The following is a 23,940-nucleotide window of genomic DNA, read 5'->3' as shown; positions in this document are numbered from 1 at the left end:
CGATTGCCCTAATAGCCGCGACTACGATCGACGCGCCCCGGCAGATCTTCGCCGCGGCGGTGGCGTGCGATGACGTCGAGCACGAAAGCGACGGCCGTATCAGGCGTCGTCATGCTGGCATTGTGCGGCGTCAGCAAGATGCGCGGATGGCTCCAGAACGGGTGGCCGGCGGGCAGCGGCTCGGGATCGGCGACGTCGAGCACCGCACCGGACAGCGCGCCGCTGTCGAGCGCCGCGAGAAAATCGGCTTGGACGAGATGCGGGCCACGCCCGACATTGACGAGCCCTGCTCCGCGCGGCAGGCGCGCGAACAGATCGGCATTGAGGATGCCGCGGGTCTCGTCGGTCAGCGGCAGCAGGCAGACGAGAATGTCGGCCTGCGCGAGAAACTCTGGCAAGGTGTCCGTACCGGCGTAACAGGTGACGCCTTCAATCTCGCGCGGCGAACGATTCCAGCCGAGAAGCGGAAAGTCGAACGCCTTGAGCCGGTCGAGCACGGCCTGGCCGAGCTGGCCCAGCCCCATCACGCCGACACGACGACGTTTGGCCGGCGTGATCCGGATCTCGCGCCAGACCTGCTCCTTCTGCTGGCTGATGAAGTGCAGGAGATCGCGATGCAGGGCGAGCACGGCCATGGTGACGTATTCCACCATGGTCTCGGCGATGCCGGGCTCCAACATGCGGACGAGCGGAATGTGCGCCGGAACTTTCGTGGCATCGAACTGATCCACGCCCGCACCGACCGAAAAGACCAGCTCGAGATTGGGAAAGGTCGTCGCGATGTTATCAGGCGGTACCCACGCCACCAGGTAGCGCACCTCTGCGGGATCGCCGATGTCGGGCCAGAGCCGGAACGGCACATCGGGCGCGCGCTCCGCGAAGAAGCGCGCCCATTCGGCGCCGCGAACCATGTTGGCCTTGTAGAGAACCGTCATGCCACCAGCACTCTCAGAACGGGCTGACCGGCGCGAGACGCCGGCCGTCGATCATGCGCTTGTGGCTGTAGGCCGCGGGATCGACCAGCGGCGTCGCGCCGGTCACGATGTCGGCGGCGAGCTTGCCGGCCGCAGGACCGATGCCAAAGCCATGGCCGGAGAAGCCCGTCGCGAGGAAGAAGCCGGGCAAGGCATCGACCGGCGAGATCACAGGAATGGTGTCCGGCGTGCAGTCGATCGTGCCGCCCCAGGCTTCCGCGATCTCGATGTCCTTCAATTCGGGATTCGACTTGATCAGCGAAGCCAGCGCCGCGTTGACCAGCGACATGTCAGGTGCCGGATCGCGCACACGCTCGGTCTCGAACGGCGACGGCTTGTCGAAGCTCCAGCTCGTGCCGCGCACGATCTGGTCGAAGAACGACTTGCCGAACGACAGTTTCAGCCCGTTCTTGCGATGCAGGTAGGTCGGCCAGAAGGTGCGCGCGTAGCGGAACAGGTCTGGCGACAGTTCGACAGTACCGCGGCCGCGCAGCGCCAGTGTAAAGCCGCCGTCGAGGCGGCGGCGGATGCAGTAGAAGTCGGTGCCGAGCGCGCCGGACGTGATCTCCGGTCCCGGCGTGGTCCGGCATGCGGTGGCGTTGACGAGACCGATCGGCAGCTCGATGCCATGACGGCGGCAGAACAGCGACGACCACGCGCCGCCCGACAGCAGCACGGACTGGGTGCGAATGGTGCCCTTCTCGGTGACGACGGCGCTGATCCGTCCGCCCTGCGTTTCCAGCCCGCGCGCAGCGCAGCCCTGGTGGATGGTCACGCCGTGCTTGCGTGCGGCGGTGGCGAGCGCCGGCACGGCCATCGACGGCTCGGCGCGCCCATCGCTCGGCGTGTGCAGGCCGCCGATCCATTTCTCGGAATTGCCCGGCAGGCGCTCGGCGACTTCCGCCGGCGTCAGGACGGTCGAGTGGACCTGCATCTCGCGCGCCGTTGCGGCCCATCGCTCCCAACTGGCCAGCTCGTCCTTGCTTTTGGTCAGGAACAGCACGCCGGTGCGGCGGAAGCCGGCATCGACACCGGCGTCGTTCTGCATGTCCTCCCACAGCCGGAGCGCCTCGCGGGCCAGCGGGATCTCCTCACGAGCGCGGCCCTGCTGGCGGCACCAGCCCCAATTGCGGCTCGACTGCTCGCCGCCGACATGGCCTTTCTCGACCAGTGCAACGGAGAGACCCTTCTTCGCCAGATGATAGGCCGCGGAAACGCCGATGACGCCGCCGCCGATGACGACGACGTCCACCTGCGCCGGCAGGCGTTCGTCGCTGTTTATACGGGTGAGCGGCGGGGACATGGGACACTCCAGCTATTCAGTTCGATCGAAGCAAGTCGGCTCGGGGTCAGGCTCGTCATGGGATGTTCATTCGCGGGTCGAGCGCGTCGCGCAAGCCGTCGCCGAGGAAATTGAAGCTCGTCACCGCGAGCGTGATGGCGACGCCCGGCGCGATCGCAAGCCACGGCGCGCTGGTGAGGTAGATCTGCGCATTGTTGAGCATGTTGCCCCAGCTCGCGGCCGGCGGCTGGATGCCGTAGCCGAGATAGCTGACATAGGATTCGAGTAGAATCGCCTTGGCGACGTTCAGCGTCGCCGCCACCACGATCGGCGCAATCGCGTTGGGCACGAGCTCGCGAAACATGATCCGCAGATTCGACGAGCCGAAGGCGAGCGCGGCAACCGCGAATTCGCGCTCGCGCAGCGAACGCACTTGCGCTTCGACGACGCGCGCCACGGCCATCCACGCTGTGGCAGCGATCAGCACGGTCGTGGTGGCGAGACCGGGCTCGGTGAGCGCCGCGAGCGCAAGCAGCAGGAAGATCGTCGGGAAACAGAGCACGGCGTCGACGAGCCGCATCAGGACCGCGCCGACCACGCCGCCATAGAAGCCGGCGAAGGCGCCAACGGCGATTCCCACCGCCATCGCGATCACCATCGCGACGATGCCGATCGTGAGCGAGACGCGTCCGCCCATCATCAGTCGCGCCAGCACGTCGCGGCCAAGTTCGTCGGTGCCGAGGATATGTGCACCCGACAAGGGCGGCGCGAACCGCTTCATGATGTCGATATAGGTGTCGTCGAACGGCAGGAGATAAGGACCGAACGCCGAGCCGAGGACGAGAACCAGAATGATTACAGCACCGGCGAGCGCAAGCCGGTGCCGGCGAAAGCGCCGCCATGCGGCCTGGCCGGGCGCGAGCTGAACGGTCGAGAGGGTCGCAGCCGTCATTAGCCCACCCGGATGCGCGGATCGACGACGGCATAGAGGATGTCGGCAAGCAGCGAGCCGATCAGCACCATCGTCGCCGAGAACATCAGGATGCCCATCACCACGGGATAGTCGCGGTAGCCGATGGAATCCAGGAACAGCCGGCCCATGCCGGGCCAGGTGAACACGGTTTCGGCGACGAGCGCACCGCCGAGCAGCGTCGGAAACTGGAGGCCGGCCACCGTGATCATCGGCAGCAGGGCGTTGCGCAGCGCGTGTACGGTGAGGATGCGCCATTCCGGCATGCCCTTGGCGCGCGCGGTGCGGATGTAGTCCTGGTTGATCACCTCGAGCATGGAGGAGCGCATGAAGCGGCCCCACATCGCGGTCTCGACCAGCGCCAGCACCAGCGCCGGCGCAATCAGATGATGCAGCAGGTCGAGGAAGGAGCCATCGCCGACGGTTTGGCGATTGCCGGCCGGCAGCCAGCCGAGCTTCACCGAGAACACGTAGATGGTGACGAGGCCGAACCAGAAGGTCGGGATCGACAGCGCGATCATGGCGCCGACGGTCGCCAGTGTATCGAACAGCGAATAGCGGCGCAGCGCGCCCAGCACGCCGATCCAGCAGCCGAGCAAAACCGCGATGATGGTCGCCGTCGCCATCAGCTCCAGCGTGGCGCCGAGATGGGAGGAGATCACCGACAGCACCGCCTCGCCGTCGCGATAGGACTTGCCCCAATCGCCTTTCAGCATGCGGCCGAACCAGTCGAGATACTGGATCGGCAACGGGCGATCGAGGCCGAGCTGCCTCGTGACGCGGTCGAGGTCCTCCTGCGTCATCTGCGCGGACGCCGCGTATTGCGACAGCGGACCGCCGGGGGCCAGATGCAGGATGGCAAACCCGATCGCGGAGACGATCACCAGCAGCATGATCGCTTGCGCCAGGCGGTTGACGACGTAACGGGCCATCTCAGGCGATCCAGTGCGCCAAGCGCATCAGGCCCAATACCATTCGCGGATGTTCCAGCAATTGATCGAGGTGTTGATGTTGGGACGGAAGCCTTGCAGCCCCTCCTTCACGCCCTCGGCGATAAAACCCTGGAACAGCGGCAGGATGGCGAGGTCGTTGCGGATCAGCTTCTGCAGATCGCCGTAGGTCGTCTTGCGCTGGGCGAGATCGAACTGCTTGGCGCCCTCGGCGAGCAGACGATCGGCCTCGGCGCTGTTGTACTGATAGGTGTTGAAGCCACGGCCGCCCTTGGCAGGGATAGCGCCGGAGCCGAAGCGCGGCGTCACGTCGGGGTCGCTGCCGAGCATGAAGTTCACGGACACCAGCACCGAATTGAACTTCGACTGCTGCCAGAAATCGCCCCAGATCACGGCGGCGGGCATGTTGTTGACCCGCATCGCCGCGCCGATCGCGCGCCAGTCCTGGATCAGGAGCTGCTGGGTCTGCTCGCGCACCGCATTTCCCGACGTCGTCGAATTGGTGAATTCGAGCTTGACCCCACCCTTCTCGCGGATGCCGCCGGAGCCCCGGGTCCATCCGGCTGCGTCGAGCAACGCGTTGGCCTTGGCCGGATCGTATTTGTGCTGCGGCAGGCCCTGCTGGAACGACCAGGCCTGTTGCGGCACGAAGCTCTCGGTCTGGGTCGGCAGGCCGTAGTTCAGCGCATCGATGATCGCCTGCTTGTTGATGGCAAGGTAAAGCGCCTCGCGCACCGCGCGATCGGCGAAGGGGCCGAATTCGAGGTTGGGCGCGACGTGCTCCACCGACGAGGTCGCGGAGACGAAGATCTTGCGGCCCTTCAGCGTCTTCGCCTCCTGCACGAAGTTCGGCAAAATGCCTTGCAGGCCGGTGTAGTCGACCTGCCCCGTGCGGAACTGGGTGTAGAGGACGGTGAGGTCGGGAATGTATTTGAAGACCACGCGTTCGACGTAGGGTCCCTTGCCGTGGTAACCGGCGTGGGCATTCAATTGAATGTGGTCGCCGGGCACGCGCTCGCCCCAGCGGAACGGCCCGGTGCCGACAGGCGCATTGTGGAACGGCGAGGCGTTCGGATCCGACAGCTTCTCCAGGATGTGCTTCGGCACGATGAAGGTGAGCGACAGGATCGACATGTAGGGCGAATAGGGAGCCTCCATCCGCCAGTGGATCTCGTCGGGCGCGACGACCTTGATGTCCTTGACGAGGTTGTGGCCGACGCGGTTGCGGACACGGAAGTCGGGATTGTTGATCAGGTCCAGCGAGAACTTCACGTCCTCGGCCGTGAACGGCGTGCCGTCGTGCCATTTCACGTCGCTGCGCAACTTGATCTTCCAGGTCAGGCCGTCGGCCGACAGGCCGCCATTCTCGACGGTCGGGACTTCGCGCGCGAGATCAGGGACGAACTTGCCGTCGGGTTCGATGAACCAGAGCGGCGAGAACACCTGCCACCAGATGCCCTGATCGACCTCGATGCCCGGCATCAGCGGATGGAAGACGGTCGGCTCCTGCGACAGCGCCGCAATCACCTGCCCGCGCGGCTTGTCCGGCGGATTGGTCGGGCGTTCGCTCTGCGCAAAGGCGTCGCCTGCGAGGGTCCATCCCGCCGCGGCGCCCGCGCCGAGCTGGAAGAATTGTCGGCGATTCGGAATGCCGAGATGACGCAGTCCGCCAACGCCGAACTTGCCGGTGCTGTCTGCCATGACCAGTCTCCGTTCCCGCACACGGCACCGTCTCCCGCGCCCCCGAGACCCGGCAAAGGGACAGGAGTGGGCTTTAGTGCTTCTAAATTTTTCAGTCAAAAGTTCATCATGACTAAATACAGCTGTCAATCACATTGCTAGGATGCGCGACCTTTTCACGCCGCCGGCCATTCCGGCGGCGAGGCAATGCATGGGAGAGCGACATGGATGGTCGCGGCGATACCAACGGCCCGAAGGACGCCCCGGCGATCGAGGCCGACGATGCGGTCGACCAGAGGCTCGGCGAGACCGTGCGGCTGCTGCGGCAGCGCGCCGGCCTCTCGATCCAGGACGTCGCCACCAAGACCGGGCTCTCCAACGGCATGATCAGCCAGCTCGAACGCGCGCGTGCCATGCCGTCGATACGGACGCTGCGCCTGCTCAGCATCGCGCTCGACGTGCCCATCTCCTATTTCTTCGAGACCACCGATCCCGCCGACGTGCAGCGCTACATCGTGCGCAAGAACAGCCGGCGCCTGCTGCGGCTCACCGCCAGCGGCGTCGTCAAGGAAGCGCTGACGCCGGCAGACGAGGGCCAGCTCGAACTCTACGAGCTGACGCTCAACCCCGGCGCCTCGTCCGGCACCGACTTCTTGCAGCACACCGGCGAGAAGGCCGGGTACATCCTGTCCGGCAGCCTGCGGCTGTGGCTCGACAACCAGGCTCATCTGCTCGAGGCCGGCGACAGTTTCCGCTTTCCGAGCATCGTGCCGCACATGTTCGACAACCCGACCCAGCAGGCCGCACGTGTGATCTGGGTCACGACGCTGCGCCAGACCGATTCGCCGGCAGGTTGAGCGCGAGGAACGCCGGCGCCCCACCGGAAATTGCCCCTCGACGCAGGCCCGCGGAGCCTGTAGCTGACGTGAAGCTGGAGCAATCTACAGCGCGAACGCGAGGGTCCCGCGATTGACGTCGCTGGTGTGAGACCATGAAACTCAGACCGCTTCTGACACTCGCGCTGGCCGCGCAGGTCGCCGTGACCGCCGTGGCCCTCCTCGCCTCCTATGCCGCGACCGGGACCGGGTTCGGCTTTGCCCAGGTCGTCGCTTTGCTGGCAAGCGGCGCCGTTGCGGTGCTGCTCGCACGGCTGTGCACGCGCGCGATCGAAACGGCGCAGGACAAACGCGCCGCCGCGCAACTGGCCGAGCAGGCCCAGGCCAGCGCACAGATGACCCAGGCCGTCATCAAGACCGCGCTCGACGCCTTCGTTCAGACCGATGCGAACGGCATCGTCCTGGAGTGGAGTGTCCAGGCCGAGGCCCTGACCGGATGGACCCGCAAGGAGGCGCTCGGCGCCGACGTCGTCAACCTCCTCATCGCCGAGCCGCTCCGCGACGGCTTCAGGCAACGCATGATGCGGCTTTTGCCGGAGCTGTCGGATACGCCGATCGGCATCCGGTTCGAAGCGACGCTGCTGCACCGGAACGGCGACCGGATCCTGATCGAGGCGTCGAGCACGGCGCTCCAGCTCGGCGGGCGCACCATCATCAACAATTTCGTCAAGGACGTCACCCGGAAGCGCGCTGCCGAGGAGCAACTGATCCAGGCCCAGAAGATGGAGGCGGTCGGCCAGCTCACCGGCGGCATCGCGCACGAATTCAACAATATGCTCACCGTGATCACGGGCACGATCGAGATCCTCGCCGACGCCGTGAAGGACGATCCGCCGCTTGCGACCATCACCAAGCTGATCAGCGAAGCGGCCGATCGCGGCGCCGCGCTGACGTCGAGCCTGTTGTCGTTTGCCCGCAAGCAGGCGCTCCAGCCGGCCGAGATCGACGTCAACGAGCTGCTCGAAGAGGTGGCAAAGCTGCTGCTGGCGACCTTCGACAGGAAGATCGAGATCGTGTCCAGGCTTGACCGCAACGTCTGGCTGGCTTTCGCCGACCGCGGCCAACTGAGCGCGGCGCTGCTCAACCTCGCGATCAACGCCCGCGACGCGATGCTGGATGGCGGCAAGCTCACGCTGACGACGCGCAACGTGGTGTTCGGCGTGCGCGAGGCCGTGGCGGTGGGCGCCGGCTATGCCGGCGACTATGTCGAGATCGAGATCGCCGATACCGGCACGGGTATTCCGCAAGCCATCCTCGAACGCATCTTCGATCCGTTCTTCTCGACCAAGGATGTTGGCAAGGGCACCGGGCTCGGTCTCAGCATGGTGTTCGGTTTCGTCAAGCAGTCCGGCGGCGGCATCAAGGTCACGTCCGAAGAAGGCCGCGGCACGATTTTCACGATCTACCTGCCGAAGGCCGAGACCAGCACGCTCCGTCCGACCGGCTACGACGAGCGCAAGGTGGTGGGCGGCACGGAGACCATCCTTTGCGTCGAGGATGATCGCGACGTCCGCCAATATGTCACCGTCCAGCTCGAAAGCCTCGGCTACAAGGTCATCTCCGCCGCCAACGCGACCGAAGCGCTCGCCATCGTGGCCGAAGGCACGCCGTTTGATCTGCTCTTCACCGACATCGTGATGACCGGCGGCGTCAACGGACGCGAGCTCGCCGAACAGATGGTGGCTGCGCGGCCCTCGCTGCGGGTGCTGTTCACGTCGGGTTATGCCTACGATTCGCTGCACGCGCAGGGGCGCGCCACCATGGGCGCGCCGCTGCTGGCAAAGCCGTACCGAAAAGCCGAGCTCGCGCGCATGCTGCGCCGCTCCCTCGACACCGCCGTCGACGCAGCGGGCGATCCGATCCCGACGCCGTACTCGGTGCAGGCGGATGTCGAGGGCTTTTTGCGGAGGCAGGCGGCTGAAGACAGCGGCACGACGCGATCGCGAAAATAGATGCCTGCCGCCTAGCTCATCCTCCGCCGCAGCGTTGCCGACGGCGTCTCGCCGAATTTTTCGCGGTAGGCACCCGCCATGCGGCCGAGATGAGTGAAGCCGAGATCGAAGGCGATCTCGGTGATGGAGACACCCGGCGAAGCCTGCGCGAGCCGGGCGTGCAGAGCAGCGAGGCGCATGTCGAGCAGCATCTCCGAGATCGATACGCCGAAGTGGCGGCGGAAGCCGAGCTGGAGCGCGCGGACGCCGATCCCGGACGCGCAGGCGAGCTGCGCGAGGTCGAGCGGCTCACCGGCATTTTCCGCAAGATGGTCCCGCGCGGCGCGCAGTGCACGCGGCAGACGCTCGGCTTGCCCCGAGAACCTCCTGATCGCATCCGACAGGCCGTGGCGCTGGCCATTGAGGAGATGATCGAGCAGCACCTCGCGCCAATCGGCCATTGCGACCGGCGAAAGCCTGCCGGACGGCCCGAGACGCTCGGCGAGCAGCATCAGCTCGGCAAGGCTGGTCTGCAGGGCCAGCCCCGCCGGTGCGTCGAGGTCGATCGCGGCATCAAACTCGACTGGGCCGGCCACCCTGCCAGACAGCGACGCAGCGCGTTGCTCGACCATGCGACGGTCGAGCAGCAGGATCGCCTGCGCACAGTCGCTCCACATCATCCGGGTCGGGATGGTCGGCGACAGCAGCGACGCCGTCCGGCCCGGCGCGGCATCGATTTCGCTGACGCCGGCACGAATGCGGGCGGTGCCGGTGAGCGGGACCTGCACCAGGAAGAAGCGCTCGAGGCAGCCGGGATCGATGCTCACCGACCCGTCATAGGCGACATAGTTGATGGAGAAGCCGTCGAACGCCGCGCAATTGTGCCGGGCGGAGAAACCGGGTCCGCGCGGCCGTACCGGCTCGAGATTGTGCGGGCAGAACATGCGTCCGATCTGCTCTGCCGCTTCGTCGACATCGTCCGTGGTGACGCGGGCGAAGTCCGCAAGCCGTTCGGCTGCAGACGTTCTTGCGGTCATTTCCAGCACGGCTGCGGACATCATCGACCACGCTTCGCGTCACGGAATTGCTTTAAGCCTATAATGGTTCCTCGAACGCGGAAAGGGCCGCGTCGCAAAATCATCATGCTGCACGGCAACAGTCGCGTCCGGATTCGTTTAGCGGATAGACACCGACCGTCGACGGGTCGAAGCTCCATTCTCGCCGGAATCCATGAGGAGCGAGCCATGACTGCACTCGAAAAGGGCATAACCGCTGTTGGCACGGGCTATGGTGGCAAGAGCTGGAACATCCTTGGTCAGGTCTATTTTCCCAAGGCCGTCACAGATTCCACCTTCGCGTTCGAGACCAACAGCGAGCCCGGCCAGTTCGTGCCGGTGCACATCCATCCGACCCAGGACGAGTTCATCCTGGTGCAGGAAGGCACGCTCGACCTCAAGCTCGACGGCCAATGGGTCAAGGCCCATGCCGGGGATCTGGTGCGCATGCCGCGCGGCATCCCGCACGGCTATTTCAACAAGTCCGACAAGCCGTGCCGCGCGCTGTTCTGGGTCTCGCCGATGCAGAAGCTGGAGGCGCTGTTCAACCAGCTCCACAATCTGACCGACCCCGCCGAGGTCGTGCGCATCTCGGCGCTGCACGAGGTCGACTTCCTGCCGCCCGAGGCCAACGACTAGGCAGCGGCCTCCCCGTCCACTTTCATCTGCTTGCAGGTCCGCCGGCCGCGCATTGCGGCCGAACGTGGCCGCTTGCGCCCGAAACACATTGATCGCGAGGAATCCCATGGTCAGCCCCAAGCATGTCTGCGTGATCGGCGCCGGCGTCTCAGGCCTCGCCGCCGCAAAGGCGTTCTCCAGCCACGGCCACCGCGTCACCATCGTCGAGCGCAGTGCCGATCTCGGCGGCGTCTGGGAGCCGGCCCGCTCGTACCCTGACGTGCAGACCCAGAGCCCGAAGGAGCTCTACCGCTACACCGATCGCGCCATGCCGGACAGTTATCCGGAATGGCCCACCGGGCCGCAGGTCCATGCCTATCTCTGCGACTATGCGAAAAACTTTGGCCTCAACCACATGCTGCGCCTCAACACTGGGGTCGCCGGCATGGAGCGCCGCGCCGATGGCAAACCGGGCTGGACGCTCACGCTATCAGGCAAGGACGGCGCGACCACGAACGAGAATTTCGATTTCGTCGCGGTCTGCACCGGGCAGTTCAACGAGCCGCGCGAGCTGCATCGCCCGGGCGAGGACGGCTTTCTGGCGCAGGGCGGCCAGATCCAGCATTCGTCGACATACAGCGATCCGACGCTGGCGAAAGGGCGGCGCGTCGTCGTGCTCGGCGGCTCGAAGTCCGCGACCGACATCGCCGTGAACGCGGTGAAATCGGGCGCGCGCGAGGTCACCATCGTGATGCGCGAGCCGGTGTGGCGCATCCCCTATTTCATTGGCGGGCTCGTGAACTTCAAGCGCATCCTCTACATCCGCGCGCAGGAGGAGATGTTTCCGGGCTGGGGCGCGAGCTCCATGGCACGGCTCGCGCACCGCATCGCCGCGCCGCTGATCTGGGCGAACTGGCGCGGGCTGGAGAGCCTGCTGAAGGCGCAGCTCAAGCTGAACCGCTGCAAGATGGTGCCGAAGGAGCGGATCGAGGACGGCGTCAACTGCTCGGTGCCGATCGCAACGCCGAACTTCTACCCGATGGTCGCCGACGGCCGCATCAAGGCGGTGTTCGGCAGCTTCGATCACTACGAAGGCGACAGCATCGTGATGAGCGGCGGCGAGCGCGTCGCCGCCGACGTCGCCGTGCTCGCGATCGGCTACAAGCTCGGCGTACCCTTCCTGCCCGCGGCCTATCGGCAGAAACTTGTCGATGCGGACGGGCAGTACCGGCTCTACCGCCTGATCGCCAACCCTGATCTGCCGGAGATGGGCTTCGTCGGCTTCAACTCGTCGTTCTGCACCGTGCTCTGTGCCGACCTCGCGGCGAACTGGCTGGTTCGCTATGCCGACGGACAGCTCGCGAACCAGCCGACAGCGCAAGCGATGCGCGACAATGTCGAGATGATGCTGCACTTCAAGCGGGTCGAACGGCCGGCTGCCGGCGTCTATGGCGGCCTCTGCGTCGCGCCCTATCACTATCGCCATTTCGACGAGCTCATGGCCGATATCGGCGCCAAGAACCAGAAACGCGGCGGGCTCGCCGGACACTTCCAGCCGCCGGATGCGGATGCCTATGCGAAGTTCCTGGCGACGGCGCCGGAGTACCGGGCCACAGCGTAAGGTCGGAGAACCCGGACTGTGCGTGATTTGCAACTCGCCAGTCCGCGCGTTTGATGTTTACGATCCCGTGACCGACGAATCTCCGGCACATGGGAACCGGCCATGGGACGACGATGTCACGCCGCCATAGCCCTGGCGGTGCTTGGGCTGATCCTCACGACGTTCACAGTCAGCCACGCACAAACGCCTAACGCGAAGCAATCGGAGGCGCTCGCCACCTATGATCGCGCGCTCGGCGATTTCAAATCCATCCTTGCCGAGCGGCGCCGACAGATCGAGGCGAAGGAGCCGCTGCCGAACTTGCCGGGACAGGCGCTCTATCTGGCACGCGTCGCGGTCATCAGTTCTTACAAGGATCTCACCGACGCCATGCCGTCGCGAATCGGCAAGCCCAACAAGTTCGAGATACCACCGGCCTATTTCGACGCCGACATCGAGCCGCTGATCGACGAATATTCAAAGCTGTTCGACGTCATGGAGGCGCCGCCCGCGGGCGCGCAGAACTCGGCGACGCCGTTCAAGGACGTCGTCGATCTCGCCACAGCGATCGCGCGCGCCAAGGGGCTTGCACCGGCTCACGCCGAAGCTGCGGGCCGGATCAGCCTCGGGCTGTTCTTCGCCGAGACCAACGGCAAGCAGAATGTCCGCAACGGGCGCTCGAATACCTATATGGGCAGCTTCCAGACCGGCCCGTCCGAGGACCGCAACGGCCGCAGGAAGTGGGAGGCGATCAAGAGCGAGATCGCGGCGGCCAACCCCGAGCTGAGCGCCCGCGACGACAAGGAAGAGGCGCGCGCCCGCGGCACGGACTATCGCTTCAACCACTGGACCAACGTGCGCGACGGCCTGATGAACGCGCATGCGGAGGTGTTTCGGGAGATCCCGGGAATCGTGAAGACGCTGCCCGATCCGATCGACCAAATGAAGCTGTTCGAACTGATCCAGATCGTGCCGACCCCGACGCGGTCCGCGCTCAAATCAGGCGATGTCCTGAATTACAGGGTGTCCAGCCCGACCATCATGAAGCACCTGCGCAACAACAGCATCTTCGCGTTCGGACAGGCCGACCGGGCGCGCAACTCGGCCAGCTTCCGGGAGATCCTCGCTGCGATGTGGCTGTTCAACCGGAAGTTCGAGCGCGCGATGGTGAAATATTCGGAGATCAAGGGGCGCTGAGGGATCGGTTGTAGCCGTCCTGGACACTGCAGGCTGCCACGCCCATACCTCCGCGCCCCGCGGCACGCCGAGAGAACGGCTTAGTTTTCCGGCTTGTAGCCGTCCGTCAGTGTCTTCAGAAACGCGATGATGTCGGCTTCGTCCTGCTCCGTCATTGCCGGCTTGTTGCCGAGGTGGCGATCGAAGGGCGGATCGGTGACGTCGACATTGGCATGATATTGTTGCGGCAGGTCGTCGTACTTCCGCACCGCGCCGTCGGCGCCGCGCGGAAAAACCTTTTCGGGATTGGTGTCGCGGAAATTGTAGAAGTCCAGGACCTGCTCGAGGGTGCTGAAGACGCCGTTGTGGAAGAAGGCGTGGCGCGTCGCCGTGTTGCGCAGCGTCGGCGTCAGGAAAATGCCGCAATATTGCGTCTGCTCGGAAATGTCGGTGCGCTGCGGGCCGCAGACGCCGAGATCGAAATGGCTGGGATCGCGATTGCCGGCGAGCGCGGCATTGCGCGGCGCGCCGAGCGCCTCGTATTGGTGATCGGTGAACAGCGGCGGCAGGCCGTCGCGGGTCGGCGCCGAGGTGTGACAGCCGGCGCAATTGGCCTTGTCAGGGTCGTTGAACATCTGCAGGCCGCGCAGCTCGCTTTCGGACAGTCGCGCCTTGCCCTCGAGCCAGTAGTCGTACTTGCTGGTGTAGGGATGGAAGCTGACTTCCTCCACCTGATAGCGCGCCACCGCGAACATCGCCTCCGCGATCACGAGCCGCTGATTTTTGAGCACGCCGGCGCCGAACAACTCGACGAAGCGATTGGCGTAAGGCGCACGGCGCAGCTTGTCCGCGACGATCTCGGCACTGCCGCCGTCCATCTCGTTAGGGTCGAGCAGCGGGAACAACGCCTGGTCCTGGAGCGTGTCGGCGCGGCCGTCCCAGAACAGGCCACCCTGCGGCACGATGTTCGCCGATGCGCCGCTGCCGCCGGCCGTCTTCGTCGTGCGCGCAGCCTGCTGGCCGATTGCGGCCATCTGCGCGAGGTCGATGACATTGTCGTCGTCGCCCTTGTCGGGGCCGATGCTGAAATTCGGATGGCGATCGAGATTGGTCAGCGACGGCACCGCGCGTGCGCCTTGCCGCGACAGGGCAGCGCCGCCGAGCATCACCGGTCCGTCGTTGGGGGGACCGTAGGCGTGATCCGGGCTGTGGCAGGACGCGCAGGACAGCGCGCCGGACGACGACAGCGAGGCGTCGTAGAAGATCTCCTTGCCGAGCTGCGCCATCGCGGACAATGGCGCGACGGGCGGGCGCATGAGGCGAACCGGATTCGGGTTCGCGCCGAGCTGGCTCGTCTCCGCAAGTCCTTGCGTCCCGGCCGCAAAGACGGCGCCGGCCAGACAAAGCAGGCCGGCGCCGAGGAGCCACATGGTGCGGCTGTTCATCAAGCGTCCCGTTGGACTAGTGGTGGTGGTGCTCGTCCGGTGGGCTGGTGATCGCCGTGCCGGAGGTCGGATCAAGGAACAGCGCGTCGGTCCGGTAGTCATGGCTGTGATCCTGATCGAAGTCGAACAGGTCCATGATCGAGCCGGAGCTGGCATCGAACGAGCCGCCGCCGATACGCTGGCCGCGCAGCCAGTTGTCCTCGATGAACCGCACCACGGACGCCTGCGAGATGTAGGTGCTGCTCACGTGGTTGGTCCTGGCGTAGGGCGAGACCACGATGAACGGAATGCGCGTGCCGGGACCGCAGCGGCCGTTCACCGGTTTGCCGGAGAGACCCTTCGGTGCCGGCTGCTTCTGCGGGCCGAGGCCGCACAGGCCCGGACCGTTGACCTGATCGGCGGTCGGATCGTAGGAGGCGGTCTTCGGCGCAACGTACTGGTGGTCGTACCAGCCGTCGGAGTCGTCATAGGTGATGATGACCGCGGTTTCGCGCCACTCCGGCTGCTTCTGGAGGAAGTTGATCAGCTCGACATTGCCGACCTGCTCGTCGAGCGGATCGGAGTTGCCGGCGTGACCGTCCTGGTAGGCCGACATCTTGATGTAGGAGACGGCCGGGAAATTGCCGGCCTTCACGGCGGCGTAGAAGTCCTCAAGGTCGTAGGCGTGGTTGGCCGGATCGACGGTCTTGCCACCCTTCTCGTAGGTGTGGCCGATCGCATCGACCGAACTCGGCCGCGCATGGGTCGGGTTGGCGGTCGACTTGTAGTACTGGAACCAGGCGTGGTGCGGGCTGTAGTCCACGATCGTGCCGTTCACGTTGCTGGAGAACGTGGTGCGCGCGCAGCCGGTGGTGCCGTTGGCATTCTTGAGCGTCAGGTCAAAGCCGCCCATGAAGCTGCCCCAGCTGATGCGCTCGTCGTTGAGCAGGTCGCCGATGTTCTTGCCTGTCATCAGCACGGTGCTGCTCGTGCTCGAGCAGGAATCGTAGGCCGGGTCGGTGTCGCCGATCAGCGTCAGGCCGCCCTGGCCGTCGGCGATCGACGCCGAGGTGCCGACGATGTTCTGCGCGCCATTGGTCTGGCCGGAAATCACCGCGAGCGCGCCCTGCGTCGACGGACCGAAAGTGTCGGTCCAGGCATTGTCGCTCATGGCGAAGTGCTGGGCGTAGTTCCAGAAGGCGGTGGTGGTGTTGCCGTCGAAATAGCCCATGACCTGACCGTTGGTGCCGAACGCACCGGCGCCGCCGGCGGTGCCGCGGCCGGTGAATTTCGGAAACAGGTCTTCCTTGCCGTTGTCCACGGCCTGTTGCTCGGGCGTGTAGGAGTGGTTCTGCGAGCGCGTGTTGGCCTGAGTGCGGTCGAGGCGGAACGGATCCGTCGCGCCGGTGCCGTTGGCCGCGCTGTTGTTCGGATTGTTCACCAGCAAATGCGCGTTGGCGAGATTGTTGACCTTCGGCGTATGCGGCTTCGGCACGAAGGGGATCGAGCCCGACGGATTGGCCGCGTTCGGATAGGTCGCGAAGTAATGATCGAACGAGCGGTTCTCGTTGAAGATGATCACGAGATGCTTGATCGGCGTCTCGGTGTGGATGTCATGCGGATGACGGTGATGATCACGGTCGTGATCGTTGTCGCGACCTTGATCATGCCCGTGATCGCGGTCACGGCCGAAATCGTCCGCAAGGACGGGAAGAGTGCACGCGAGCGCGCTCGCGGCCGCGACAATCGCAGCCGTCGTCAGTAGTCTCGATTTCATTTTTTTGACGCCCCGGAAATGAGGATGTTTACGATCAGAAACGTTCTAAACATCGCGAGTGACAGAGCCGTGTCAGTTTGACGCACGAGACACTTTGCGCAGTGGTCGAGGCATAATTTTTTATGCAGCCACCCGCTTCGGCCGTGCCGAAGCGCGTCTTGCCGTTTTATTCCAACGGCGAAGGCAAAAATGATCGCGTTCAGATTGTTGCGCAATGCCCCCGGTTGCATTTAGCTTGACCGGACAAGAACAAAGTCTCAGGGGGAAACATGAAAGCCGCTGTTCACAGGCGCACGCGCGATGTCGCGTCGGCTCTGGTCGCAACGTCCTTTGCCGGCTTTGCAAATTTCGCCGCTCATGCCGAGATCGTCGTCACCGCCAATGACGGCAAGATGATGCTGGAGAACGGCAATGCCGTGGTGCGTAAGCAGCCGCTACCTGACACGGTCAGCGTCATCGATCTCACCGATGGCGCGCTGAAGCTTTTGGGCGAGGTGCCGGCACCCGCCAGCGTAGTCGGGCCGCCGCCGAGCGTCGCGATTGCGCCGGACGGCTCGCTTGCGCTGGTCACGGGTGCGATGAAGCTCGATCCCGCGGATACGACCAAGACGGTCCCCGACGACAAGCTCTCGGTGATCGACCTCAAATCCACCCCGCCAAAGGTGCTCGCGACATTGCAGGCCGGCCCAGGCGCCGCCGGCGTCTCGATCAACCGTGCCGGTACGCTGGCGCTGGTTGCCAACCGCAGCGAAGGCACCGTCTCGGTCTTCGCGATCAGCGGCAATACGCTGACAGCAGGCGGGAAGATTCAACTCGGCGATGCCAAGTCCGGCCCCAGCCATGTGGTGTTCTCCCGCGACGGAGCCACCGCGCTGGTCACCCGCGACGGCGATAGCAAGATCTCGCTTCTGAGCGTGGACGGGACCAAGGTCGAATACACCAAGCGCGACCTCTCCGCCGGCATCCGCCCCTACGACATCGACCTCACCGGCAGCGCGGTGGCCGTCGTCGGCAATGTCGGTGCCAGCAGCGGCGACAGTGACACGATCAGTCTGATCGACATGACCGCCAAGCCGATCCGCGTCGTCACGACGGTTACCGTTGGACAGACACCTGAGGCCGTGAAGATGTCGCCGGACGGCAGCCATGTCGCCGTCACCGTCATGAACGGCTCGAACAAGCCATCGGCCTCGCCCTTCTTCAACGATTTCGGCCTGCTCAAGGTTTACAGGATCTCGGGCACCGACCTCACGCCGGTGGCGGAGGCCAAGATCGGCCATTGGTGCCAGGGCATGGTGTGGTCAAAGGACTCAAAACATGTCGTGGCGCAGTGCATGGTCGAGAACGAGCTGATCGCATTCTCGTTCGACGGCAAGGCGCTGACCAGGACTTCGACGCTCAAGCTGCAGGTGAGCCCCGCAGGCATTCGCACCGCGGAGCCGTGAGTCAGCCCTAATAACGGGCGAAGCGCCCCGAGATGCCGTCAGAGCCGCTTGGTGAAATGGTAGCGACGAATGCCACCACCTAGCGTCTTGTTGCTGGCGGCATCGGCGATCTCTTCGCGCACCTTCTCGTATCCCGCATTTCGATACAGCGTCAGCGCATCCTGCTGAAGCTCGGACGTGCTCAGCTGCAATTCCGGACGATTGCGGCGGCGGGACTCCTCTTCCGCAAACGCCAGCATCTTTCGCGCGATACCCCGGCGCCGCGCTCCGGCAGCAACGTACATGCGCCGTAACTCCATCGCGTGTTCGCCAGAGGCCTCCAGTCCAAACATGCCGACGATTTCATCGTCATCGACGGCGACCCAGCAACCGCCGCTCCGATCCGAATAATAATCGGCGAGACGATCTATCTCCTCCGCGAGGGAGCGGGTGATGTATCCTTCAAACGCCTCCGCCAAATGCACCGGCGCCAACAGGCGATTGACCTAGATGAACAGCTCGCGCACGGCGGCTGCATCGGCGGGCAAGAAAGCGCGGAACCGAATCTCGCTTGCCATGGAGCCGCTGCCGCTACTCAGTCCGGATCGGCGTGTCCTTCAGGCCGTTGTTGTCATAGGCCTTGCGCAAGGTGCCGTTCGTCGTGGCTTCCGTCATGAACCTGGAAACGAACGTCAGCGCCTGGGGATGACCGAGCGGGACGGCGACGGCCGTCACCGTTTTCTTGAAGGTCTCGTCCAGCACCTTCGTGCCCGGGATCTTCTGCGCCATCTTGTTGAGCTGGTCGCGCGACAGCGCGAAGGCGTCGATCTCGCCGCTCTTCAGGAGGCCGAAGATCTCGTCATAGGTCTGATAGCCCGTGACTTTCGCATTCTTCAGGTGCGCGATCGCCCCGCGCATGGTCGTGGTGGCGTTGACGGCCGCGACCTTGATGCCGGGCTGGTCGAGGCTGGCGAAGTTGGTGATGGCTGAGCCGGGCTCGACGATGTAGGTGGCATCCGCGACCTCGTAGATCGGACCGAACATCATCTTGGTCTCGCGCTCAGGATCTTTTGGCAGCCAGGTGACGTCCCAGGTCCCCTCCGACGCCGCGTCGGTGATCTGCCCGGAATTCTGGTGCACGACATATTCGACGGGCACGCCGAGCTGGCCGGCCATCTCCTTGCCGAGGTCGACCGGCACGCCGGCATAGCCGGCTTCGGTCTTGGTCGACCAGAACGCGCCGCCCGCCGGGCTGATCGCGATCGCGACCCGCAGCTTGCCGGTCGGCGCGATCTCGTCCTTGAGGCCATCGGCTAGCGCGGGCATGGCGACTGCCGCTGCGAAAGCGAGGCCGGCAAGGGCCGCCTGGAGGGACGTGGGCATGTCATGTTCTCCTCACCTTTTCTTCTCTGCTTCTCGACCGCTTCGTTTCCGTCACTCGGACTTTGACACAATTCTGGTCGATCATGCACCCGATGAAAAGCGGTTTGCCATGACAAACGTGTCAAAGGCCACTGCGCCATTTGCAGTGCAAGGCTGGTGACCGCCATGGCTATGGTGTTCCACGGCCGGGCATTTGTTGGTAGCCTGCCACACCGACAGACAATAATCGGGGGCCACCGAATGACCTGCGCGAATCCCGCTGATCTCGCACAACGGAACGGAGCGTGGAGACATGTCGGGCGGGCACTCGTTGCCGCGGCGGCCGTGGTGGCGCTCGCCGGCTGCGAGGACAAGAACACGTTCGTGGCGCCGCCGCCGCCGAAGGTGGACGTCGCCACGCCGGTACAGCGGGCCGTGACGCGCTATGTCGAAGCCACCGGCAACACCGCGCCGGTCAAGAGCGTCGATCTGGTGGCGCGCGTACAGGGCTTCCTGCAATCGATCGACTATCAGGACGGCAGCTTCGTCAAGCAGGGCACCCAGCTTTTCTTAATCGAGCCTGAGACCTACAAGCTCAAGCTCGAGCAGGCGCAGGCGGCCGAGGTCGGCGCGCAGGCCACGCTCAAGCAGGCCGAGGCCGATTTCAAGCGGCAGGTCGACCTCGTGCAGCGCCAGGCTGTCTCGCAGGCGACTCTCGACACCTCGACATCCACCCGCGACAACGCCCAGGCCAGTCTCCAGCAAGCCCAGGTCAATACGAGGCTCGCCGAGGTCAATTACGGCTACACCAAGGTGAGCGCGCCGTTCGACGGCATCGTCAGCGCGCACCTGGTCTCGATCGGCGAGCTCGTCGGCGTCTCCTCCCCGACCCAGCTCGCAACCATCGTCGCGCTGGATCCGATCTGGGTGAACTTCACGGTCAGTGAGCAGGACGTCCTTCGCATCCGCGCCGAAGCGGCCCGTCGCGGGCTGACCGTGGCCGACCTCAAACAGTTGCCGATCCAGGTGGGCCTCCAGACCGAGACCGGCTATCCGCATGAAGGCCACCTCGACTACGTCTCGCCGACCCTCAATACATCAACGGGCACGCTCGCGGTACGCGGCGTCTTGCCCAACGACAAGCGAGCGCTGCTGCCCGGCTATTTCGTCCGGGTCCGGGTGCCCTTCGACCAGGACAAGAACGCCCTCCTCGTCCCCGACACCGCGCTCGGCAGCGACCAGGGCGGCCGCTATCTCCTGGTGGTCAATAGCGACAACATCGTCGAGCAGCGCAAGGTGCAGATCGGTCAGGTCGACAACGGCCTGCGCGTGATCGAAAGCGGCTTGAAGCCGGACGATCGCGTGGTGATCGCGGGGCTACTGCGCGTGATCCCGGGCCAGAAGATCGATCCGCAACCGACGAAGATCGACCAGCCGCAGGCGTCGGCCAAGTGAGGGGTCGTCAGCCATGATCTCGAAATTCTTCATCGAGCGGCCGGTCCTCTCGAACGTCATCGCGCTCCTGATGATCCTGATCGGCGGCGTCGCGCTGTTCAACCTCGCGGTCGCGCAATATCCCGATGTGGTGCCGCCGACGGTGCAGGTCACCACGCGCTATCCCGGCGCCAGCGCCAAGACCGTGATCGACACAGTCGCGCTGCCGATCGAGCAGCAGGTCAACGGCGTCGAGGACATGCTCTACATGCAGTCCTACAGCGGCTCCGACGGCACCTATACGCTGACCGTGACCTTCAAGATCGGCACCGACCTCAACTTCGCGCAGGTGCTGGTGCAGAACCGTGTCTCCAGCGCGCTGTCGCAGTTGCCGACCTCCGTGCAGAACCAGGGCGTCACCGTCCAGAAAAAATCGACCTCGATCCTGCTGTTCGTGACGCTGACCTCGCCGGACAAGACGTTCGACAGCCTTTATTTGAGCAACTACGCCACCATCAACATCCGCGACGAGCTTTCGCGTCTGCCCGGCGTCGGCAACGTCACGGTGTTCGGCGCCGGCCAGTATTCGATGCGGGTGTGGCTCGATCCGAACAAGCTCCAGGTCCGCGGACTGATGCCGTCGGACGTCGTCACGGCGATCCAGCAGCAGAGCCAGCAGGTCTCGGCCGGCCAGGTCGGCGCGCCGCCGACGCCGCCGGGACAGGCGTTCCAGTACACCCTCAACGTCAACGGCCGGCTCGACGACACCACCCAGTTCGAGAACATTATCGTCAAGACCGGCACCAGTGGCGACGTCACGCGCGTGCGCGACGTCGGCTGGGTCGAATTGGGCGCGCAGACCTACAGCCAGATCTTCTCGCTGAACAATCATCCGGCCACCGGCATCGGCGTATTCCAGTCGCCGGGCGCCAACGCGCTCCAGGTCGAGCAGGCCGTCGAGAAGAAGATGGCGGAGCTTGCAAAGCGATTCCCCGAAGGCATCAAATACGACACGCCGTTCGACACCACCAAATTCGTCGAGGCCTCGGTGCACGAGGTCTACATGACGCTGATCGAGGCCGGCCTGCTGGTGCTGGTCGTGATCCTGGTGTTCTTGCAGGACTGGCGCGCGATGCTGGTGCCGGCGACCACCGTGCCCGTCACCATCATCGGCGCGTTCGCGGCGATGGCGGCGCTCGGCTTCACCATCAACATGTCGACGCTGTTCGCGATCGTGCTCGCGATCGGCATCGTCGTCGACGATGCCATCGTCGTGGTCGAAGGCGCCGCGCACAACATCGAGCAGGGCATGAACGGCCACGACGCCGCGATCAGGGCGATGGACCAGCTGTTCGCGCCGATCGTCGGCATCACCCTGGTGCTGATCTCGGTGTTCCTGCCGGCCTCGTTCCTCGCCGGCCTCACCGGGCGCATCTATTCGCAATTCGCGCTGGTGATCGCGGCGACCGCGCTGCTATCCGCCATCAACGCGGCCACGCTGAAGCCGACGCAATGCGCGCTCTGGCTGCGGCCGACGGTGCCGCCGGAGCAGCGCAATTTCTTCTACCGCGGCTTCAACGCCGTCTATGACCGTGTCGAGCGGGGCTACACGCGCCTCATCGGCGTGCTGTGCAGGAACAGCACGATCTCGGTCGCATTCGCACTGGTGCTGATCGGGATCGGCGGCTACGGCCTGTCGCGGGTGCCGACCGGCTTCTTGCCGATCGAGGACCAAGGCTATCTGATCGCCGCCGTGCAACTGCCCGACGGCGCCGCGCTGGAGCGGACCCAGACGGTGCTCGACAGAGCGAGCGAGCTGATCAAGGACACGCCGGGTGTCCAGCAGGTCATCACCATCGCCGGCATCTCCGCGCTCGACAACAGCGCCAGCCTTGCCAATGCCGGCGTCGCCTACATCATCCTGAAGGACTGGTCGGCGCGCAAAGGGCCCGGCGAAGATCTGCGTTCGCTGGTCTACGGGCTGAACGACAAGCTCGCGACCATCATGGAGGCACGCACCCTGGTGTTGCCGCCGCCGCCGATCCAGGGCATCGGCAACGCGGCCGGCTTCTCGATGCAGGTCGAGCTGCGCGACGGCAACAGCGATTTTGCAAAGCTCCAGGCCATCACCGGCGCGATGGTTTCCAACGCCCAGAGCCAGAGCGCGCTGCAGCGCGTATCGTCCTCGTTCCGCTCTTCGGTGCCGCAGTTCAACGTCGAGATCGACCGCATCAAGACCCAGACGCTGCACGTCACCACCGATCAGGTGTTCGCGGCGCTGTCGACCTATCTCGGCTCGTCCTACGTCAATCAGTTCAACAAGTTCGGACGCGTGTTCCAGGTCTATACCCAGGCCGATCCGGCATTCCGCGTCACCGAGCGCGACATCGCCAACATGCAGGTACGCAACTCGAACGGCGACATGATCCCGATCGGCACCGTCGCCACGATCACGCCGGCCACCGGCCCGTCGCTGATCAGCCTCTACAACCTCTACCCTTCCTCGACCATCGTCGGCCTGCCGGCGCAGGGCTACTCGTCCGGCCAGTCGCTGCAGCTGATGGAGGAGATCGCGGACAAGACTCTGCCGCCGGGCACGGGCTATGAGTGGACCGCGATGTCCTATCAGGAGAAAGCCGTCTCGAACCAGATCTACTGGGTGTTTGGCCTTGCCATGCTGCTGGTCTATCTCGTGCTCGCCGGCCAGTACGAGAGCTGGTACGCGCCGATCTCGGTGATCCTCGCGGTGCCGCTGTCGCTGATCGGGCCCATGCTGGTCCTCAACGCCTTGAAGATCGACAACAACCTCTATTGCCAGATCGGCCTGATCCTGCTGATCGCGCTGTCGGCCAAGAACGCCATCCTGATCGTCGAGGTCGGGCTCGAGCTGCACGGCCGCGACGGCAAGCCGGTGCTGGAATCCGCGATCGAGGCGGCGCGCGCCCGTTTCCGGCCGATCCTGATGACGTCGTTCGCCTTCATCCTCGGCGTGGTGCCGCTGGTGATCGCGACCGGCGCCGGCGCCAGCGCCCGCAAGTCGATCGGCATCACCGTATTCTCGGGCATGCTGGCCTCGACCTGCCTTGCGGTGCTGTTCGTGCCGGCCTTCTTCGTGGTGGTGCAGCGCTTCGAGAACTGGCGCGCGTCGAAGAAGGCGCCGAAGGCAAAGACGGTGGCCGAGGTGAAGCCTTAGGTATCGTCCGCGGAAGCCTGCTCGAACAAAAAAGTCGAAAACAACCCCATGCACAGTAGAACGGCGCTGATGGCATTGGGGTTTCTGGAGCGTTCCAGTGCTTTGACACGTCGGGCAAAACACTGGCAGAATGGCATGATGGGTGGCATGCACGATGTGCCGCCAAATTCCCCGTCATTGCGAGCGCAGCGAAG

General features: G+C 64.9%; 18 protein-coding genes. 8 read left to right on the top strand and 10 right to left on the bottom strand.

Features of this window, described 5'->3' with window-relative positions; translation table 11 throughout:
• Positions 1-8: 8 nt before the first annotated feature.
• From HAP41_RS11345 to HAP41_RS11325, 5 genes are read right to left on the bottom strand one after another with little or no spacing between them, the layout of a single operon-like run.
• Positions 9-935 (bottom strand): 2-hydroxyacid dehydrogenase, encoded by a 927-nt coding sequence (locus tag HAP41_RS11345; protein WP_166102267.1) that lies wholly within the window; start codon positions 933-935, stop codon positions 9-11.
• 13 nt (positions 936-948) lie between these two features.
• Positions 949-2,277, bottom strand: coding sequence for an NAD(P)/FAD-dependent oxidoreductase (locus HAP41_RS11340; RefSeq protein WP_166102270.1), 1,329 nt, complete (start codon positions 2,275-2,277; stop codon positions 949-951).
• Between the two features lie 55 nt (positions 2,278-2,332).
• The gene (locus HAP41_RS11335) at positions 2,333-3,208 is read right to left on the bottom strand and encodes an ABC transporter permease (protein WP_071910219.1); all 876 of its coding nucleotides are present in this window, start codon (positions 3,206-3,208) and stop codon (positions 2,333-2,335) included.
• Positions 3,208-4,158, bottom strand: coding sequence for an ABC transporter permease (locus tag HAP41_RS11330; RefSeq protein ID WP_166102277.1), 951 nt, complete (start codon positions 4,156-4,158; stop codon positions 3,208-3,210). The genes HAP41_RS11335 and HAP41_RS11330 overlap by 1 nt, the downstream gene beginning before the upstream one ends.
• 27 nt (positions 4,159-4,185) lie before the next feature.
• Positions 4,186-5,877, bottom strand: coding sequence for a peptide ABC transporter substrate-binding protein (locus tag HAP41_RS11325; RefSeq protein ID WP_166102280.1), 1,692 nt, complete (start codon positions 5,875-5,877; stop codon positions 4,186-4,188).
• 203 nt (positions 5,878-6,080) lie between these two features.
• On the opposite strand from HAP41_RS11325, the gene HAP41_RS11320 reads away from it, so the two are divergent.
• Positions 6,081-6,713: a cupin domain-containing protein gene (locus tag HAP41_RS11320; protein ID WP_166102283.1), complete on the top strand. Its 633-nt coding sequence runs from the start codon at positions 6,081-6,083 to the stop codon at positions 6,711-6,713.
• 134 nt (positions 6,714-6,847) lie between these two features.
• Positions 6,848-8,704: an ATP-binding protein gene (locus HAP41_RS11315; RefSeq protein ID WP_166102286.1), complete on the top strand. Its 1,857-nt coding sequence runs from the start codon at positions 6,848-6,850 to the stop codon at positions 8,702-8,704.
• A gap of 11 nt (positions 8,705-8,715) precedes the next feature.
• On the opposite strand, the gene HAP41_RS11310 is transcribed toward HAP41_RS11315, so the two are convergent.
• Positions 8,716-9,741 (bottom strand): AraC family transcriptional regulator, encoded by a 1,026-nt coding sequence (locus HAP41_RS11310; protein WP_166106084.1) that lies wholly within the window; start codon positions 9,739-9,741, stop codon positions 8,716-8,718.
• A 186-nt stretch (positions 9,742-9,927) separates the two neighbouring features.
• On the opposite strand from HAP41_RS11310, the gene HAP41_RS11305 reads away from it, so the two are divergent.
• The 3 genes from HAP41_RS11305 to HAP41_RS11295 all read left to right on the top strand — a co-directional run bounded on the left by HAP41_RS11305 (position 9,928) and on the right by HAP41_RS11295 (position 13,153).
• Complete coding sequence (locus HAP41_RS11305; protein ID WP_063981444.1) at positions 9,928-10,377, top strand: cupin domain-containing protein; 450 nt, start codon at positions 9,928-9,930, stop codon at positions 10,375-10,377.
• 106 nt (positions 10,378-10,483) lie between these two features.
• Positions 10,484-11,977, top strand: coding sequence for a flavin-containing monooxygenase (locus HAP41_RS11300; RefSeq protein WP_166102290.1), 1,494 nt, complete (start codon positions 10,484-10,486; stop codon positions 11,975-11,977).
• A 102-nt stretch (positions 11,978-12,079) separates the two neighbouring features.
• Complete coding sequence (locus tag HAP41_RS11295) at positions 12,080-13,153, top strand: hypothetical protein (protein WP_166102295.1); 1,074 nt, start codon at positions 12,080-12,082, stop codon at positions 13,151-13,153.
• A gap of 80 nt (positions 13,154-13,233) precedes the next feature.
• Here HAP41_RS11295 and HAP41_RS11290 read toward each other — a convergent pair whose 3' ends face one another.
• Complete coding sequence (locus HAP41_RS11290; protein WP_166102299.1) at positions 13,234-14,577, bottom strand: cytochrome-c peroxidase; 1,344 nt, start codon at positions 14,575-14,577, stop codon at positions 13,234-13,236.
• Between the two features lie 16 nt (positions 14,578-14,593).
• Positions 14,594-16,333, bottom strand: coding sequence for a phospholipase C (locus tag HAP41_RS11285; protein WP_166102303.1), 1,740 nt, complete (start codon positions 16,331-16,333; stop codon positions 14,594-14,596).
• A 269-nt stretch (positions 16,334-16,602) separates the two neighbouring features.
• Between HAP41_RS11285 and HAP41_RS11280 the strand changes: the two genes are divergently transcribed.
• A complete protein-coding gene (locus tag HAP41_RS11280; RefSeq protein ID WP_166102306.1) occupies positions 16,603-17,778 on the top strand; it encodes a lactonase family protein in 1,176 nt (391 codons plus the stop codon).
• A 38-nt stretch (positions 17,779-17,816) separates the two neighbouring features.
• On the opposite strand, the gene HAP41_RS11275 is transcribed toward HAP41_RS11280, so the two are convergent.
• Together HAP41_RS11275 and HAP41_RS11270 are read right to left on the bottom strand one after the other, a co-directional pair.
• Positions 17,817-18,242 (bottom strand): GNAT family N-acetyltransferase, encoded by a 426-nt coding sequence (locus tag HAP41_RS11275; protein ID WP_224581043.1) that lies wholly within the window; start codon positions 18,240-18,242, stop codon positions 17,817-17,819.
• A 106-nt stretch (positions 18,243-18,348) separates the two neighbouring features.
• Entirely contained in the window at positions 18,349-19,140 is a 792-nt protein-coding gene (locus HAP41_RS11270) for an ABC transporter substrate-binding protein (protein ID WP_166102309.1), read from the bottom strand.
• Between the two features lie 240 nt (positions 19,141-19,380).
• Between HAP41_RS11270 and HAP41_RS11265 the strand changes: the two genes are divergently transcribed.
• Entirely contained in the window at positions 19,381-20,574 is a 1,194-nt protein-coding gene (locus HAP41_RS11265) for an efflux RND transporter periplasmic adaptor subunit (protein WP_166102313.1), read from the top strand.
• 13 nt (positions 20,575-20,587) lie between these two features.
• Entirely contained in the window at positions 20,588-23,746 is a 3,159-nt protein-coding gene (locus tag HAP41_RS11260) for an efflux RND transporter permease subunit (RefSeq protein ID WP_166102316.1), read from the top strand.
• The last annotated feature ends 194 nt before the right edge of the window (positions 23,747-23,940 follow it).

This window comes from Bradyrhizobium barranii subsp. apii, from assembly GCF_011516635.5.
GTDB lineage: Bacteria > Pseudomonadota > Alphaproteobacteria > Rhizobiales > Xanthobacteraceae > Bradyrhizobium > Bradyrhizobium barranii.
The sequence above is the reverse complement of the archived record's forward strand: the minus strand, read 5'-3'. Positions and strand labels throughout refer to the sequence as shown.